Source organism: Pseudomonas sp. 2FG, from assembly GCF_005502935.1.
Taxonomy (GTDB): domain Bacteria; phylum Pseudomonadota; class Gammaproteobacteria; order Pseudomonadales; family Pseudomonadaceae; genus Aquipseudomonas.
Genome location: NZ_SCMP01000005.1, coordinates 44,589 through 60,277 on the forward strand (window position 1 = coordinate 44,589; position 15,689 = coordinate 60,277).

A 15,689-nucleotide genomic window follows, 5' to 3' on the forward strand; every position below is an offset into this window, starting at 1 on the left:
TATTTCTATCAGAACGACATGCTCATGAAAGCTGTAATGCTATTACCACTCCCATAGGAGCGAGCAAAAACGGAGGATGCATCCAGACCAAGCTTAATCGAATTGTCGACCGGCATACTGAATCCTGCATGCAACTTACCGTACAAATGATCTTCCTTATAGCCACCACCGCTGTTTATTATCAAGGACGGAGCATTTGTACTGAACGATGAGAGATCGCGCGATGTGCCTTCAAAATCATGTTCCGCTGTCAATGTAAGTGAGCCGAGAACTTGATGTCCAACGACGGAAAGGGCTCCTGCTGTGCGGATGCCAAGCGCCCCCGAAGATGATTCAATCCTTTGTTTATCGACGCCCAGAGTCAGTAAGCTGTCTCCTTGCTCGCGATAGGCGTCCACCTTTGTGTGCCCATAGGTGAGTTGTGCTATCGGCCCCACCTTCATGTGGCGGATGTCAAAGAAATAACCACCACTCACGACTGCTGTTAGCGAGGTGCCTTTGGTATCCGCTGTTACACGGTCATATACCCCTGCGCGATCAATGCTGTAGTCATTCGTACCATAGGACAGAGCGGTATCGAAAAATATCGAATCTTGCTTGAAGGAGGAGAAGAGGCCCAACTGGTAGTTGTCCGACTCGATTTTTGCATCCAGGCCATCTTTTAATGTGGCTTGGTTTTGTTGATAGTTGCCTGCAATACCGAGCGTCCATTGCTGATTAAAGTGGTACGCGGCACCGACTGTAAGGGAGCGTACGTCTCCTTTATAACCGCCAACAGTCCCGCCGAGACTGCCTGATTCGGCATTGCGATTATCTTGCCCAGCCGAAGCTTCGACGAATGGTGTGATTGAGTTTTGCTTATCAAACGACGCTACAGAGCTACTGTTCCATAGCATTCTTGCCATTAGACCGTCTGCAAAATATTTCGATGACGACTGACCAATGTCGGCCGTTGCAGGCAGTATCGACCGGGCGTTGATGATATTTGCAACATAGCGAGCAACAATTGTATGAAATGAGTTTGTTAAGTGGATTGAATCAGCAAAAAGATATTGCTCTTGTCGCGATCGCGACAATCCCGCACCATCACATGCGATACCAACACCGCCGCAGATGCTATCGGAGGATAGCCAGTGAGTGAAACCATAGCGAGCTGGGTTGGCCTGGATCCGATCGAGCAAAGTCAAGGTGTCAAAGAAGTAGGTATTTACGCCCGGCGTATAGATATCTGCGTAGGCATCACGCAAGGCAATAGAGTAGCTGGATGCGAGGGACATAGCCGCCGCATCAGCGCCTAGCATCTGACCCATATTAGACTTCGACAGATCATACGGTGCCAGCAAGACAAAATTTCTCATCCCCATGTTTCGGAGCGTTTCGATGCTGGTGCGGACATTGCCGGTAATGTAGTTAGTCAGCGCATCGGCAGGCGGCTGGTAGCCAATAGGTGGAGCTGCAATATTCAACGCCGGAATAGCGGCGGGAAGATATGCGGATGGCCAAATATCATTCGTTCCTATCCATAGGCCAACTAAGTCGTTAGAGTTCAGTGTGGTTCCGGAATTCAAAAAAGATACTGTCTGGAATTGCAATCCGGCATTTTGAATCGGACTGCCAATAGATCCAGCTCCTGACTGCGCGCCAGCGACGGCATAGTTACTACTTGTCGAGGGAGAGTAGCTGGCGCCAACCAGGGGAGGTAACTGGTCTGCCCAGGTAGGTGTATTGTCCTGCGTGGCCCGTCCTAGCACGCAACAATCAGTTAAGCTATCACCAAGAAAGTAAAAATCCCCATAACCATCGGCTTTAACCGACGTGTTAAATATTGCCAGGCTGAATGTTAGTAAAGCCAATCCATTTTTATTCTTGTTTTTCATTTATAACTCAACTTTGAGCTGGCGAAGAGTCGGGGCCCGCCCCCGTGCTAAGCATTTAGCTTCATCGAGGGTAAGTAGCGGGTTCTAATTCTGATGCTTTTTGCCGGGTTGTAAGTATTCAGTTAATCCTTGAAACCACATCACCTCTACAAAGTCACCACGGATGACCAGATCCCCGCTTTGCAGACCTGCCAGAAAGGCTTCTTTACTATCTTTTGCAGACAAAATGGCGAAGCCCTTGGCGGCATCACTAAAAGTCATGGTGAATTTTGGGTTTCTAAATAACCCAGGAGAAGAAAAAATCCTGTCGTTGCTGATGGTGTAATAACGGCCGACACCACCAACTGTTTTAATTTGAAATATCAGCTCTTTATCTTCGATGTACTTGGCGCAGGCAGGGTTGTTTTTTGCGGCCCTTTGCAGCAACTTGGTCAGGGCCCAGAGCAGGAGTTTGAATTTCAGCATTACAAATATACCTTCTGGCTGTACGCGATTAGTGCGGATTTCAGTGAGTCATGATTACGCTTGAGTGCAAGGCTCTCATGGCCTAAGCGCTAGCTTCATCCTTCGCCATTTGCGGCTCCTGCTCGCCAGGTTGGGAACAGGAGTTTTTACAGATTGTTACTCGTTAAGAAACTGAATGGCGTGCTTTAAGAAGCGCTCAGGGCATTGGAATTGAGCGCCATGGCCGGCATCCGGATATAGAAACAGTTGGGCGTTAGGGATGTTCTGGGCCATGTACCAACAATTTATTGTAGGGACCATGACGTCATTAATGCCGTTAAGAATGAACGTCGGCTGCTTTATTTCGCGCAAATGAGCGAAAGGATCTTTTGGATCCAGCTTTGGCAAGTAATACATGTTTGCTTCGATCTGGGCCTGGATCACCTCGGGGGAGCTCGGTGGGTCTTGCTCCACGCGCAGATGACGGCGCTCCCAGAATTCGTGTCCGGCTTTTCTTGCAGCTTCAGATCGACCGAAAAACAGGAACAAGAAGTCCTCCAGAGTCGGAACCGGGCGCGGTGCTGCTTCCAGTACGCCAGGATCTGAGTCTGAATTGCCGCCTCGTGGCCCGGTGCCGAGCAGCATGAGTTTACGGACAAGCTCGGGATGACGTCGCGTGAGGTCTTGGGCCTGAAACCCGCCGAGCGAAAAACCCAATACATCGACTTTGGCAAGACCAAGTGCACGAATAACCGCAGCGGCGTCGTCGGCCATATGCTCAATTCGGTTGCGTGGCTTGCCGGAAGACGACGCAATCCCGCGGCCATTGTAGAGAATGACTTCACGCCCTGCGGCCAGACCATCGGTCATGAGCGGATCCCAGTGATCCATTCCGCCACGGAAATGCTGGAGGAAGAACAATGGGGGTTGGTCAGTCGTAGTGTTGCCCCAGCGACGGTACGCGAATTTATCGCCATCGACTTCCACGAAGCGGGTTGGGGCGGTGAGGTGGGTATCGGTCATGCTGGGGCCTTCTAGTTGGTTTTGTCAGGTTTTAAGTGAGAACCATATATGTTGCTGGCAAGGCTTAAGCCCGGACAGTAATTATGGCGACGCTCTTGTTGAGGGCACTCAGGCGAGCGTCGCGCAGTGGGCTTATGCCCGTAGGCGCCGCGTACGGAATGTGCCCCAGCCGCTTTTAAACACCGATTTTATTAAGGCCCACAGCCCGCTTTCGTTGGGGCGCGGGTCTCCGCCATTGGCGATTCGCTTGAGCTGCAGCGAGTACCAGAAGACTTCCATGATGGCCAGGCGGTCAATCTGCTTGATGCCCGTGATGATCTGGCGCACGCGCTGCGGGCTATCCCGTCCTTGCAGCAGGGCTGCAGGGGCTTCAGGGTCAATCGCCAATAGCCGTGCGAGACCAACGACATCAAGCGCTCCGGAGCGCAGCGCGGCGTTCATGCCAGCGGCACTGCGAAAGCCGCCGGTGACCATCAAGGGTACCTTCACCGAGCTGCGCACCTTCTCGGCAAACTCGAGGAAATAAGCCTCGCGCGCCACGGTGGATGCTTTCTTCTGTTCCTGCATCGTGCCACTCAGAGCAGGCGCCTCATAAGTCCCCCCCGAGATTTCGATCAGATCGATGCCCGCCTCGGCGAGTGCCTGGATCGTTTCCATGGATTCTTCTTCACTGAAACCGCCACGTTGGAAGTCAGACGAATTGAGCTTAATGGCGACGGTGAAATCGTCTCCGACCTGCTGACGAATTTCGGCATAAACGGCCAATACGAAGCGACGGCGCTTTTCCGGGCTGCCGCCCCAGTCGTCAGTGCGTTTGTTGTGGTGCGGTGACAGGAACTGGTTGATCAAGTAGCCATGCGCACCATGGATCTGCACGCCGCTAAAACCGGCTTTCTTGCAGATGGCGGCGCTACGGCCGAAGCGCTGGATGATGTCCTTGATCTCGGCAGTGGTGGCTTCGCGCGGAGTCTCGAACAGCGATGCCATGTCCTCGCGGAATGGAACGGCCGATGGGGCGAGATTGTTGACATTCAGACCTTTGGTCGCCTGCTTGCCGGGATGGTTGAGCTGAGCCCAGATGGTAGCCCCCTGGGATGTGGCTGCTCGCGCCCACTGCTGCAATACAGGCAGATCCGCTTCATCCTCGATCACCACGTTACCCGGCTCGCCCAGGGCGCGACGGTCGATCATCACGTTGCCCGTGATGATCAAGCCGAGGCCCGCTGCGGCCCAGCGTCGGTACAGCTCGACCAGCTTCAACGTCGGGCGATTGTGGTAGGTACCCAACGCCTCGCTCATGGCTGCCTTGGCAAGACGATTGCGCAGCACACTGCCGTTCGGGAGTTGCAAAGACTGGGTCAGCAGGGTTTTTTCAGGCGAGAAGGAATTAGGCATGATGGGTTCTCGGAAATTTCGGGGCGAATGTTCATCTGCGCGGCAGGGTCGCAAGGCACTATATATTCAATGTACTTCAAATGCTATACAAAATGTATAGTGTAGTGGCGGCAGCAGCTGGCAATGGGAGAGGATGCAGGGGCGTGGCATGCCGATCCGGATCGACGGATTCGTGTGATTCAGTGGAGTCTTGTCCGGTCCGGTTGCGAGACGTTCATGCCAGCGTAATTTGGGCTTCCAGGAATAGTGCGCCGGATCAGAAATGTACTGGCTATGTCGATTCGCCACCGTTTCTATTCTCAAACGGGCGGCGTCGTCCTCGCAGGAATGTACGACATCGCGTGCTCGGTCAGCGCGGTAATGGTCAGGCTAGGGTTCACGCCCAGGTTGGCGCTGAGCATCGAGCTGTCGCAGACCAGCAGGTTCTTATAACCGTAGACACGGTTTTGCGCATCCATCACACCGCGCTCCGGCGAGTCCGCCATCGCGCAACCTCCCATGCAGTGTCCGGTGCCAGGCATGTTGAACAAGATATCGCTCTGAAGGCTGATGGGAATTCCACCTAGTGACTTAGCCCCTTTCTCCACAAAAGCAATCCCCTCCGGGATGATGGTAGGAATGGCAATCGGGCCGGCCTCCGAGCACAGCTGCATTGCGAACGGCCAATACCAGCGGCGCTTGAACCGCATGTTGAGTGAGGCATCCATCGTCTGCATCACCAGCAGCAAGATGGTCTGACGCGCAAAACCGATAGGGTTGTGCACGCGTAACGCATTCAGCGGTTGTGTCAGCAGCGTCCATAGCCAGGTAAATAACCGAGTCCGCCCGGCGCGTCCGCCGCACAGCAAGGTCATCATCAGGCCTATCGCGTCAGAGCCTTCTGGGAAACGCCCTGCCTGGATGTGCGTGTGCTCGTCAACATAGACTCCTGAACCTACCGTCAGGCCGGGCGACATGCTCTTGTCTGTTGCGGGAAAGCGAACGCCGAGAAGGGATTCGGCATTGGTGTATACCCGGTTGCCGAGATCGTCACTGAGGCGCGGCAACGACCCGTTCTTCTTCAGCCGGAACAACAATTCCGTCGTGCCCAACGACGATGCGGCAAAGACAACACCGCGGCAACGGAAGCTGCGCCGTCGCTTGTCGAAGTAGGAGGTCGAGCGCTCGGTGAAGACCTCGTAACCATCACTACCGTCGTTTTTACCGTTAAGCGGCCGAACGTCCACCACCTTGGTCTCAGCAAAAATCTGGGCGCCCCGCTTTTCCGCGAGATAGAGATAGTTCTTGTCGAGCGTGTTCTTAGCATTGTGTTTACAGCCAACCAAACAACCACCGCACCCGACGCAAGTTCCGCGCTCCGGACCTTCGCCGCCGAAATAAGGATCCGGATGGGTCTGGCCGCTGGTCTGGCCTTCGGGGGCAAAGAAGGTTGCTACACGGGCGTGGTAGAACGTATCGCCCACGCCTTGCAAATCCGCCATTCTCTTGAGTCGCAAGTCGGCCTCACCGAGAATCTTGTTCTCGGTGACGCCTAGCATTTTTTCCGCTGTGGCGTAATGCTGCGGCATGATCTGCTTCCAGTCCTTCAGGCCGGCCCAAGGGCCCTCGTCCCACACCTTGTCGGGCGCCGGTAGCAGAACATTGCCGTAGGTGATGGAGCCTCCACCGACTGCGTTCCCGCACATGACAAGCACATGGCGAAACAAGCGAATGTTGTAGAAGCCGAACATTTTCAAACCAGGTCGCCACACCCAGCGACGCGCATCCCAGTTGGATTTGGGAAAATCCTCGGCCGTCCAGCGGCGGCCCAACTCCATCACTGCGACGGAATAGCCCTTTTCTGTCAGTCGGCACGCAGACACACTGCCTCCAAAGCCGGAGCCGATGACGATATAGTCGAAATCGTAGGGCAGATTCATCGCGGGCTCCTCGGTGATACGGTCAGTGTTGTTGATGTGTGAGTGGTGAGTTCCCATTGGCTCGGCTCTAATCAATCGCGCCGTGTAGCTCTTTCAATTTGAGTCTGTTCTGCGCATCTTTCGCCGGGATGTACGACATGGCGTGCTCGGTCAGCGCGGTAATGGTCAGGCTCGGATTCACGCCCAAGTTGGCGCTGAGCATCGAGCCGTCACAGACCAGTAGGTTCTGATAGCCGAACACGCGGCTTTGCACGTCCATCACGCCGCGCGCAGGTGAGTCCGCCATCGCGCAGCCGCCCATGCAGTGCGCCGTGGTGGGAATGTTGAAGAGGATCTCGGTCAACATGGTCGTGGCTATGCCACCCAGTGCCTTGGCGCCCTTTTCAGCAAATGCGTTGGCCTCGGGGATGAAGGTGGGAATGGGACCGCCCTCGCTGCCAAGTTGTTTTGTGAACGGCCAATACCAGCGGCGCTTGAATCGCATGCTGAGTGATGCGTCCGCCGTCTGCATCACCAGCAATAGCATGGTCTGACGCGCAAAGCCGATAGGGTTGTGTACGTGCAGTGCTTGCAGTGGATGCTTGAGCAGTGTCCACAGCCAGGTAAAAATCCGCGTCCATCCGGCACGCCCACCGCACAGCAAGGTCATCATTAGGCCTATCGCGTCGGAGCCTTCCGGGTAGCGGACGACGCCAATGTGCGTGCGCTCATCGAGATAGAAACTGCCGCCACCTGCCAGGCCTGGTGACATACTCTTGTCCGTTGCAGGAAAACGTATGCCAATAAGGGACTCCGCATTGGTGCGCACGCGGTTGCCGAGGTCGTTACTGATGCGTGGCAACGATCCGTTTTGCTTGAGCCGGAACAGCAACTCCATCGTGCCCAGCGACGACGCGGCGAAGATCACGCCGCGGCAGCGGAAGCTGCGGCGCTGCTTGTCGAACCAAGAGGTTGAGCACTCGGTGAAGACTTCGTAACCGTCGCTCCCATCCTCTTTACCGTTGAGCGGCCGTACATCCACCACCTTGGTTTCGGCAAAAACCTGGGCGCCACGTTTTTCCGCGAGATAAAGGTAGTTCTTGTCGAGTGTGTTCTTGGCGTTGTGCTTGCAGCCCATCATGCAGCCGCCGCAACCAGTACAGGTTCCTCGCTCCGGGCCCTCACCTCCGAAGTAGGGATCCGGGTAGGTCTTGCCGCCTTCCTCGCCAGGGGGGGCGAAGAAGGTTCCTACACGTGGCGCATGGAAGGTGTCGCCTACGCCCTGCAGATCCGCCATTTTCTTGAGGCGCAGATCGGCCTCGCCCATGATCTGGCTTTCAGTCACGCCGAGCATTTTTTCTGCCATGGCGTAGTGCTGGGGCATGATTCGTTTCCAGTCGGCCAGGCCTGCCCAAGAGCCTTCATCCCATACGCTATCGGGCGGCGTTAACAAGGCATTGGCGTAGGTGATGGATCCTCCGCCGACCGCATTGCCACTTACGATCATGGCGTGGCGAAACAGGCGCATGTTGTAGAAACCGAACATTTTCAGGCCAGGTCGCCACATCCAGCGGCGAGTGTCCCAGTTGGACTTTGGGAAGTCCTCAGCCGTCCAGCGTCGGCCCATCTCCATCACGCCAACGGAATAGCCTTTTTCTGTCAGTCGGTAGGCGGACACGCTACCGCCGAAACCTGAGCCGATGATGATGTAGTCGAAATCGTAAGGGGGATTCATTGTGCAATCCTCAGGCCGGTGTTAAGTACAAGCGTGAAAAAACTGGACATGTGGCGTCTCCTTATTCTTGTAGGGGGCAATCACTATTGTGAGCGGCTACTGCTCGGCGGGTTGCCTGCGAAAAGCCAGGCTCCTATGCGGTTTGCTGAACACAGGTCCTCCAGCGAGCAGCAACGGGCTCAAGTAGGTAACGCCAAATGAGTGGGGTGGGCTGCGTCGCGGATGTTTGACCGCCGCTGGGGGGCGAGGCAGGCAAGGCGGCCCCGTGCCAGGGGCGGCGCTACAACATCGATTTGATATGCCGCGCCGACCGGGACCGGGCTGTGGGGAATGGAAACTTTCCGAAGCGCAGACGTGACGGTGAAGTCAGATACCGGCAGCGGTGCCCGGCAGAGCGCGGCTATGTCGTATGGCGCGCTGCCAGTGACGGGACGTAGATGATTGAGCCTGTCCTGCCCATGCATAGTTGCCCGCCCCCAATGCTCAGGGCGGCAGAGGAGATTGGGGCGGGAGGGAGGTCTTAGGGCGTGTATTCGAGGACGTTGAATACCCGCGTAAACGCGGGTCGATCCCCTTGCAGCAGTGTTGCGTGGCGCTCGCGCAGTGCGCGTGATGGGCTGAGCTCGCCTAGCACCAAGGCTATGAAGGTATCTATGTCGCACTGAATCTTGACGTCGGCGGGCTCTGCGCTCGGGCCGGATCGAGCCAGCAGAGTCCCGTTGTCCACCTGGATATGGAAGACTTCTGTGCCGACTTGGAACTCGTAGGATTCGTGCAGCCCGGCGCTTGCCGCCGGATCGTTCGAGCCCGTTAGGCAAAGTGCAATGAGCTCTGCGCGCGCGCTGGCTGGGTCGATCCGTTCGTCGACCGGTAGAGAGAGCCCCCAGAACCCCAGCGAGATGAGCGGCTTGCGGAGTTGCTCGCCCAGCTCTGTCAGCTCGTAAGCTGGGGTGGCCGGAGACGTCCCCTGCATGGCCTGTCGAATGACGCCGTTCTCCACCAACATGGCCAGACGCTCGGACAACCGATTCGTTCCCATGGCCGGCAGAGTTGCGAGCAGCTCCTTGAATCGCTTCGGCCCCAAGAGGAACTCGCGAATGAGGAGGAGCGTCCAGCGATCTCCCAGTACGTCTAGCGACCGGGCTATTGGACAAAGTTGACCGTAAGTTTTGTTGGGCATGGCTCATTGTACAAAATTTCCCCTCAACCGAAACATGGCGGGATGCGGTTGCCGCCGACCAAGTGAAAATTGGTCATGCAATTTCGATAGCGGCCAGGTCACTGGTGCAAGGCACCGTAACTAGCAAGCTCGCGCGTTTGGTGTGGGGCGGGGTTGTAGTGGCCGGCGATCCAGCAATGCAGGCAATGAGGGGGCTCGAATATGAGCGCCGTTCTCCCGCAGCCTTAATGCTGTAGCCGAATGATTTGAATACCTTTTGCTGGTGCCGCGGCGCAGCAGCGGGAGTTAATAGCATCAGCAGAGCATCAGAGCCCTGGGAGAGCTTCTCCCTGCCAGTGCGCATCGGCAGTCGGGCGGGGTCAGTCCCCAGCCATGACCGAAAGCTCAGTGACAGCACACGCAGAGAGCGAGTTGGTTCAAGGCTGCAAAATTTGCCTTCTCCCGGCACCGAAGCTCGCTTTGCGGCGGACGGGGAGGAGGGTGTCGTTTCCGCACCTTGTGCCGCTGATCCCAAAGGCGTTTTCATGTGGCGCTATCTGCTCGCTTTTATTCTCTTCCTGCTAGTGTACTATACAAAACGTATACTGAAAGTGGTGTGAAGAAAATATCTCTATGCGCGGCCGGATAAGGATGGGCCAGGTGTGTCATCAGTTCGTGCGGCGAAATTAGGCTCAGTGATGATCACCGAGGCAGATGCGCTGTCGCTGAGCGCATCTCCTGCGCCGCGCTAGCCAGATCCACCTTAAGGGAATGAGCTGGGACTGAAAGCCATTCTTTCGGGCATCAGGCAAGAGCACCCTGCAGAGCGTTATCAGGCCCTCTGAGGCAGTATTCGTGCAGGACTGGATCAGTGCGTATGGCAAGTGACGACGGTGCAATGCATCAAAGGCTTGATAGTGGTGGTGAATACCCAGGGCATCGCCTTGGAGGACACGGACTTACCACTGCAGCAGTAATCACAGGGTGGTATGCCGCCTTGGTAGCCGAGGGCGCGTAATGGGCAGCATTCTGCAGGATGGCTTCGGTCGCGGTATCGATTATCTACGTATGTCGGTGACCGACCGCTGTGATTTCCGTTGCGTGTACTGCATGGCCGAGGATATGACTTTTCTGCCTCGTCAGCAGGTACTTGGGTTGGAGGAGTTGTACCGGCTGGCTGCGTTGTTTGTCGGGAACGGAGTAAAGAAAATTCGCCTCACCGGCGGTGAGCCGCTGGTGCGTCGGGGGATCGTTGGTCTGTGTGAGAAGATCGCTGTTCTGCCTGGGTTGCGGGAGTTGGTGATGACCAGCAACGGTTCGCAACTGGTAAAGATGGCTCAGCCCCTGGTCGATGCAGGGGTCAAGCGGCTCAACATTAGCCTCGATAGTCTTGATCCGGCGCGTTTCCGCGCCATTACTCGCACTGGCGACCTGGCTCAGGTGCTGGCCGGCATCGATGTGGCGGCTGCGGCTGGCTTCTCCCGCATCAAGCTGAATACAGTGGTGATGCGAGGGCGCAATGCCGATGAGGTGCTCAGGCTGGTCGATTACGCCGTGAGTCGGGGGCTAGACATCAGTTTTATCGAAGAAATGCCGTTGGGTGAGGTCGGCCGGTCGCGCGGGGAGAGCTACTGTTCCAGTGACTGGGTGCGTGAGCGCATCGCGGAGCACTATAGCCTGCTCGATAGTGCTGAGCAGAGTGGTGGGCCGGCGCGCTATGTACGCCTCAAAGATTTTCCTGAGAGTCGCGTCGGCTTCATATCGCCGCACAGCCATAACTTTTGCGCCAGTTGCAATCGCGTGCGCCTGACGGTAGAGGGACGCTTGTTGCTGTGTCTGGGACATGAGCACGCCATTGACCTGCGTACTTTGCTGCGTCGTTATCCGGAAACCGACCAACCATTGCTCTGTGCCATTCAGGCTGGTCTGTTGCGCAAGCCCATGCGACATGAGTTCAGTTCGGGCGGAGAAGTGCAGGTACTGCGCTTTATGAACGCCACGGGCGGTTAGGTGTTGTTCGAAGGTTTTCTAAAGCTCGTTTTTTTTGGCCGCCGTAAGGCGGTCTTTTTTTGTGGTGCGCCAGGCATGGCGCGTAGCGCCGTGACTGGCGCTGTTCGGTTCACTGTGGTGATCACGCTGGTGACTTGGCGGTAAAAGTCCTCTAAAGGCCTGAACAATTAGTACCGAGAGTAGGACTAGCCGCTAATTGAGCAAGCGGCCATGCAAATAGCTGCAGGAGTGAACCCGCGCTGGCTTGTGTGAATGCTTCAAAAGCAGCCGCGCGCATCTGTGCGGCCGTGTCCGCAGCGATTTTGGGATAACACATTCGGGCGTGGACGATATCTGTCGGATCATCGTCCTCTCCCTGTCGCAGATGTCTGCACCGCCGCCACAGCTAGCTCAGGCCACGACTCGCGGATTGTCGCCGACTGCCCAGGGAACGGGTGTCCTGGCCGGTGCCGAGGGCACCAAACTGCTCACGGTGTCGAGACGGCTGATCTGCTCGGCCGAGAGCTCAAGCGACAGGGCACCGAGGTTATCGGTGAGTTGGGTAAGTGAACGAGGCCCGATGATCGGAACCGCCCCGTGGGTGCCGGCCCAGGCAATGGCGACCTGGCCTGCACTGACGCCGAACTCGCCCGCGATGGAGATTACGGTGTCGAGGATCTGCGTACGCTGTGCCGAGTTCTCTGGCTGGAATATCCGACCAGCGAAGCCTTCGGCACGGCCTGTCTCGCCTTGCCTGTATTTGCCGGTCAGCATGCCGCCGCCCAGCGGCGACCAGGTCACGATACCGAGGCCCAGCGCGTGCGAGGCCGGGAACAAGTCGGCCTCAGGCTCGCGATGAACCAGGCTGTGCTCGAACTGGGCGGCCGCGATGGGCACCGCACGAGTAAGTTCCGCCAGGGTGACTGCACGGGCGAGCCGCCATGCGGGGAAATTCGAGAGGCCCGCATAGAGAATCTTGCCTGCGCGCGCCAAGTCTTCGAAGCCGCGGACGATCTCCTCGGCTGGTGTGACGCCATCGGGATGATGCGCCCAGTAGATATCGATCCGATCCGTCTTGAGTCGCTTCAGGCTGGCCTCCAACGAGGCCACCAGGGCCTTGCGGCTATTGCCGGTGACCAGCCGGTTGGCATTGGGAACAGCGCCGTTGGTGAACTTGGTGGCGAGGACGAAATCCTCGCGCCGCCCCTCCAGCAAGGTGCCGAGCAGTCCCTCAGACTGGCCGAATTGGTAGATATCCGCTGTGTCGATGAAGTTGCCGCCGGCTTCGGCATAAGCATTGAAGACCACCTTGCAGGCATCGAGATCGGCACCGTAGCCCCAGCCGGTACCGAAGTTACCCGTGCCAAGTGCCACCTGCGAAACCCTCAGACCAGTCTTGCCGAACGATGTGTATTTCATGCGTTGCTCCGTTAATTGAATCGGGACGATCCCGCCGCGACTTCAAGCGCCGCCGATGGAGGCTTGTCGCGCCGGGTTCATCCTAGTACCGGGCTAGATAACCTGGCCCAGCACGACGGTATCGATAGTGTCGGCGGCCAGTCCCGAGCGTCACAGGTTTTCGCGGATCACGGCAGCGCCAAGGTCAGACGCCGGGGTGTCCTTCAGCGTGCCGCCATAGGTGTTGATCGGTGTTCGGACCGGAGAGCAGAAAACAACGATGTCAGGCTTGGTCATGAGAACTCCCCAGCGTGGTTGCGGGGTGATCGAAGATCAGACACGTCGTCGTCGCGTGCGCGTACAGCTTGCCGTCGGGGCCAATGATCCGCCCCTCGGCTGTGGCAACTTTGCGCCCCGCATGGATCACCTTGCCCTCGGCACGCACCATCGGCACTCGGTCGTTCAAGGGTCGCACCATGTTGACTTTCAGCTCCAGCGTGGTGTAGCCCTTGCCCGCGGGCAAGGTCGAATGCACGGCGCAACCAACCGCCGAGTCGAGCAGCGTAGCGAACCAACCGCCGTGCACGGTGCCAAGGGGGTTATAGTGCCTGCGCTGCGGTCGACCTTGGAAAATTGCAGCGCCTGGCTCCATGTGAATCGGCACGAAATCGAGCGTTTCTCCGATGGGGGCAGGAGGCAGTTCTCCGGCAAAAATAGCCTCGAACACCTCCATGCCCGTCCGCTCGGCGATCTGATCCTGTAGCGCAGCATCGGCGGCCAGCAAGCGCGCACGAACCGATTTTTCCTCCGCGTCCCAACGGGCAACGATCTGGTCGACTTCCACCAGTAACTCCTTTCTCGAGAATGATTGCATATGCAAATATTGCAGATACAATATATCGCATGAACAACACTATCAAGCCACAGGGTTGTACCAATCTGAAGCTCCGCCAGCTCAATCGCATGGTGACGCGTCACTACGACCGCTATGTCGCCGAGTCCGGATTGAAGAACACGCAGTACGCGCTGTTGTCGCATGTCGTCAGACTTGGGCCTATCCGTCCGAGTGATCTGGCCAGGCGCATGCAGATGGATGCTTCGACGTTGACTCGAAACATGCAGTCCCTGGTCGCTCAGGGGTGGTTGACGATCGGTGCAGGAGGCGATGCACGTAGCCGCCTTGTCGAAGCGACCGAGGCAGGACACGCCAAACAAGCCGAAGGACAACGCGCCTGGAAAGAGGCGCAATTGGCACTCAATGAGCGACTCGGCGTGGAGCGCGTTGCGACGCTGCACGAGTTGCTCGACGCGTGCATCGAATGCCTTGACGACGACTCCGATGATCCAGTGGGAAATTGAGTTTTCTGGATGCCCGTGTCAGGCACTGCGCATGCGTCGATGGCAACAGGCTTCAGCTGCCGTGATATTGGACTGCGCAGTGCTTTGACTGGCAGTAACAATTGAATCGCCCGAGTCTATTCGAACGAACAGTGCAGGTAGATCAATGACAAAAGCAATCGAGCCAGACAGCCCATTTAGGAAGGTGGGAGTCGCCTCCACGACGTCCCGAATAGAGTTCAACGGTGAATTGCTTTTTTTACTGGCGGGATTGGCAGCGCTCGGTGCCCTCGCGACAAACATCATCCTCCCGGCTTTTCCCGAGATGGCTGTTGAACTGGGGGCTTCAGTCAAAGACCTCAGTGCAACACTCAGTAGTTTCTTTGTCGCATTCGCCCTGGGGCAGCTCTTTGTTGGCCCGCTCTCAGATCGATTTGGCCGCAAGTGGCTGGTACTTGGTGGACTCATCGCGTTTGTCGCGGGCAGTGCTGTGTGCGCCATGGCCACTACATTGCCTCAGCTGGTAAGTGGTCGGATTATTCAGGCGCTCGGGGCATGCGCGGCGGCTGTGCTGTCTAGGGCTATTGCGCGCGACTTGTTTGATGGCGATAAGCTTGCGCGAACACTTTCGCTCATCATGGTGGCTATGGCTGCCGCGCCCGGTTTCTCTCCGCTGCTGGGCGGGGCTTTCAACAGCCTGCTTGGTTGGCGCGCGACATTTGGATTGGTCGGTATTCTGGCGATTGTATTGGCCGCTCATTACATGGCCAGATTGGGGGAGACGCATAATGCGGACAATCGATCCGCGCAATCTGTGCCCGCTATCCTCGCCGGCTACAAACGACTTCTGCTCGACAGGCACTTTATTGCACCAGCGTTTTCCGTAAGCTTGGTCATAGGCACGCTGTACGCTTTTTTCTCAATGGCTCCAGCTATCTTGATGGCTGGATTTGGGCTCTCGTCGTTGGAGCTCGGGTTGTTTTTTGCGGCAACGGTCTTTGTCGTGTTCGCTTCGGGTTTTCTGGCGCCCCGTTTGGCTCGCCGATGGGGGCAAGTGTCTGTGGCGCACGCTGGAATTGTCATTGCGTTGGTGGGCAGCCTTGCGCTGCTCGTCGGCAAAGAGGATTTCCTCTTCTTTAGCGTATCCCTGACTGTATTTCTGCTTGGAATGGGTCTCATCAATCCGCTCGGAACGGCTATTGCGCTTCATCCCTTCGGGAATCAGGCTGGCGCAGCTTCGGCGTTGCTCGGATTTTTGCAAATGGGTTGTGCGGCCGTAGCAATCACTCTCGGCGCAGGCCTCGGCGTGTCCGCGTACACCTCGCTGGGAATCATTTCGGCAACAGGTCTTGCGCTGTCGTTCCTGGTTTTCTTTGCAGTGGAGTAGAGCCATGAGTGGAGCAGCCAGCTCCTCATACATCCAATCTCCACCC

13 protein-coding genes are annotated in these 15,689 nt (G+C 56.9%); 3 read left to right on the top strand and 10 right to left on the bottom strand.

Going from position 1 to position 15,689, the window contains the following annotated elements:
* Nucleotides 1-8 precede the first annotated feature (8 nt).
* The 7 genes from FFS13_RS06815 to FFS13_RS06845 form a co-directional block, all read right to left on the bottom strand.
* Complete coding sequence (locus FFS13_RS06815) at nucleotides 9-1,877, bottom strand: autotransporter domain-containing protein (protein WP_137818348.1); 1,869 nt, start codon at nucleotides 1,875-1,877, stop codon at nucleotides 9-11.
* An 84-nt stretch (nucleotides 1,878-1,961) separates the two neighbouring features.
* Nucleotides 1,962-2,342: a helicase gene (locus FFS13_RS06820; RefSeq protein ID WP_137818349.1), complete on the bottom strand. Its 381-nt coding sequence runs from the start codon at nucleotides 2,340-2,342 to the stop codon at nucleotides 1,962-1,964.
* Between the two features lie 156 nt (nucleotides 2,343-2,498).
* Entirely contained in the window at nucleotides 2,499-3,344 is an 846-nt protein-coding gene (locus FFS13_RS06825; RefSeq protein WP_137818350.1) for an alpha/beta fold hydrolase, read from the bottom strand.
* A gap of 132 nt (nucleotides 3,345-3,476) precedes the next feature.
* Nucleotides 3,477-4,739, bottom strand: a complete 1,263-nt coding sequence (locus tag FFS13_RS06830; RefSeq protein ID WP_137818351.1) for an NADH:flavin oxidoreductase/NADH oxidase family protein — start codon at nucleotides 4,737-4,739, stop codon at nucleotides 3,477-3,479.
* Between the two features lie 299 nt (nucleotides 4,740-5,038).
* Complete coding sequence (locus FFS13_RS06835; protein WP_137818352.1) at nucleotides 5,039-6,658, bottom strand: GMC family oxidoreductase; 1,620 nt, start codon at nucleotides 6,656-6,658, stop codon at nucleotides 5,039-5,041.
* Between the two features lie 67 nt (nucleotides 6,659-6,725).
* Nucleotides 6,726-8,372, bottom strand: a complete 1,647-nt coding sequence (locus tag FFS13_RS06840; RefSeq protein ID WP_137818353.1) for a GMC family oxidoreductase — start codon at nucleotides 8,370-8,372, stop codon at nucleotides 6,726-6,728.
* Nucleotides 8,373-8,892: 520 nt separating this feature from the next.
* Entirely contained in the window at nucleotides 8,893-9,552 is a 660-nt protein-coding gene (locus tag FFS13_RS06845) for a winged helix-turn-helix transcriptional regulator (RefSeq protein WP_218568601.1), read from the bottom strand.
* 996 nt (nucleotides 9,553-10,548) lie between these two features.
* Between FFS13_RS06845 and moaA the strand changes: the two genes are divergently transcribed.
* Complete coding sequence (gene moaA / locus FFS13_RS06850) at nucleotides 10,549-11,541, top strand: GTP 3',8-cyclase MoaA (RefSeq protein WP_137818354.1); 993 nt, start codon at nucleotides 10,549-10,551, stop codon at nucleotides 11,539-11,541.
* 390 nt (nucleotides 11,542-11,931) lie between these two features.
* Here the strand turns inward: moaA and FFS13_RS06855 are convergent, their stop codons facing one another.
* The 3 genes from FFS13_RS06855 to FFS13_RS06865 form a co-directional block, all read right to left on the bottom strand.
* Complete coding sequence (locus tag FFS13_RS06855; protein WP_137818355.1) at nucleotides 11,932-12,939, bottom strand: aldo/keto reductase; 1,008 nt, start codon at nucleotides 12,937-12,939, stop codon at nucleotides 11,932-11,934.
* A 150-nt stretch (nucleotides 12,940-13,089) separates the two neighbouring features.
* Complete coding sequence (locus FFS13_RS20030; RefSeq protein ID WP_256657836.1) at nucleotides 13,090-13,215, bottom strand: hypothetical protein; 126 nt, start codon at nucleotides 13,213-13,215, stop codon at nucleotides 13,090-13,092.
* A complete protein-coding gene (locus tag FFS13_RS06865) occupies nucleotides 13,202-13,762 on the bottom strand; it encodes a PaaI family thioesterase (RefSeq protein WP_305956014.1) in 561 nt (186 codons plus the stop codon). Before FFS13_RS06865 ends, FFS13_RS20030 begins: the two co-directional genes overlap by 14 nt.
* A 59-nt stretch (nucleotides 13,763-13,821) precedes the next feature.
* On the opposite strand from FFS13_RS06865, the gene FFS13_RS06870 reads away from it, so the two are divergent.
* On the top strand, nucleotides 13,822-14,277 hold the full coding sequence (locus FFS13_RS06870) for a MarR family winged helix-turn-helix transcriptional regulator (protein ID WP_137818357.1): 456 nt from the start codon (nucleotides 13,822-13,824) through the stop codon (nucleotides 14,275-14,277).
* A gap of 145 nt (nucleotides 14,278-14,422) precedes the next feature.
* Nucleotides 14,423-15,643, top strand: a complete 1,221-nt coding sequence (locus FFS13_RS06875) for a multidrug effflux MFS transporter (protein WP_137818358.1) — start codon at nucleotides 14,423-14,425, stop codon at nucleotides 15,641-15,643.
* The last annotated feature ends 46 nt before the right edge of the window (nucleotides 15,644-15,689 follow it).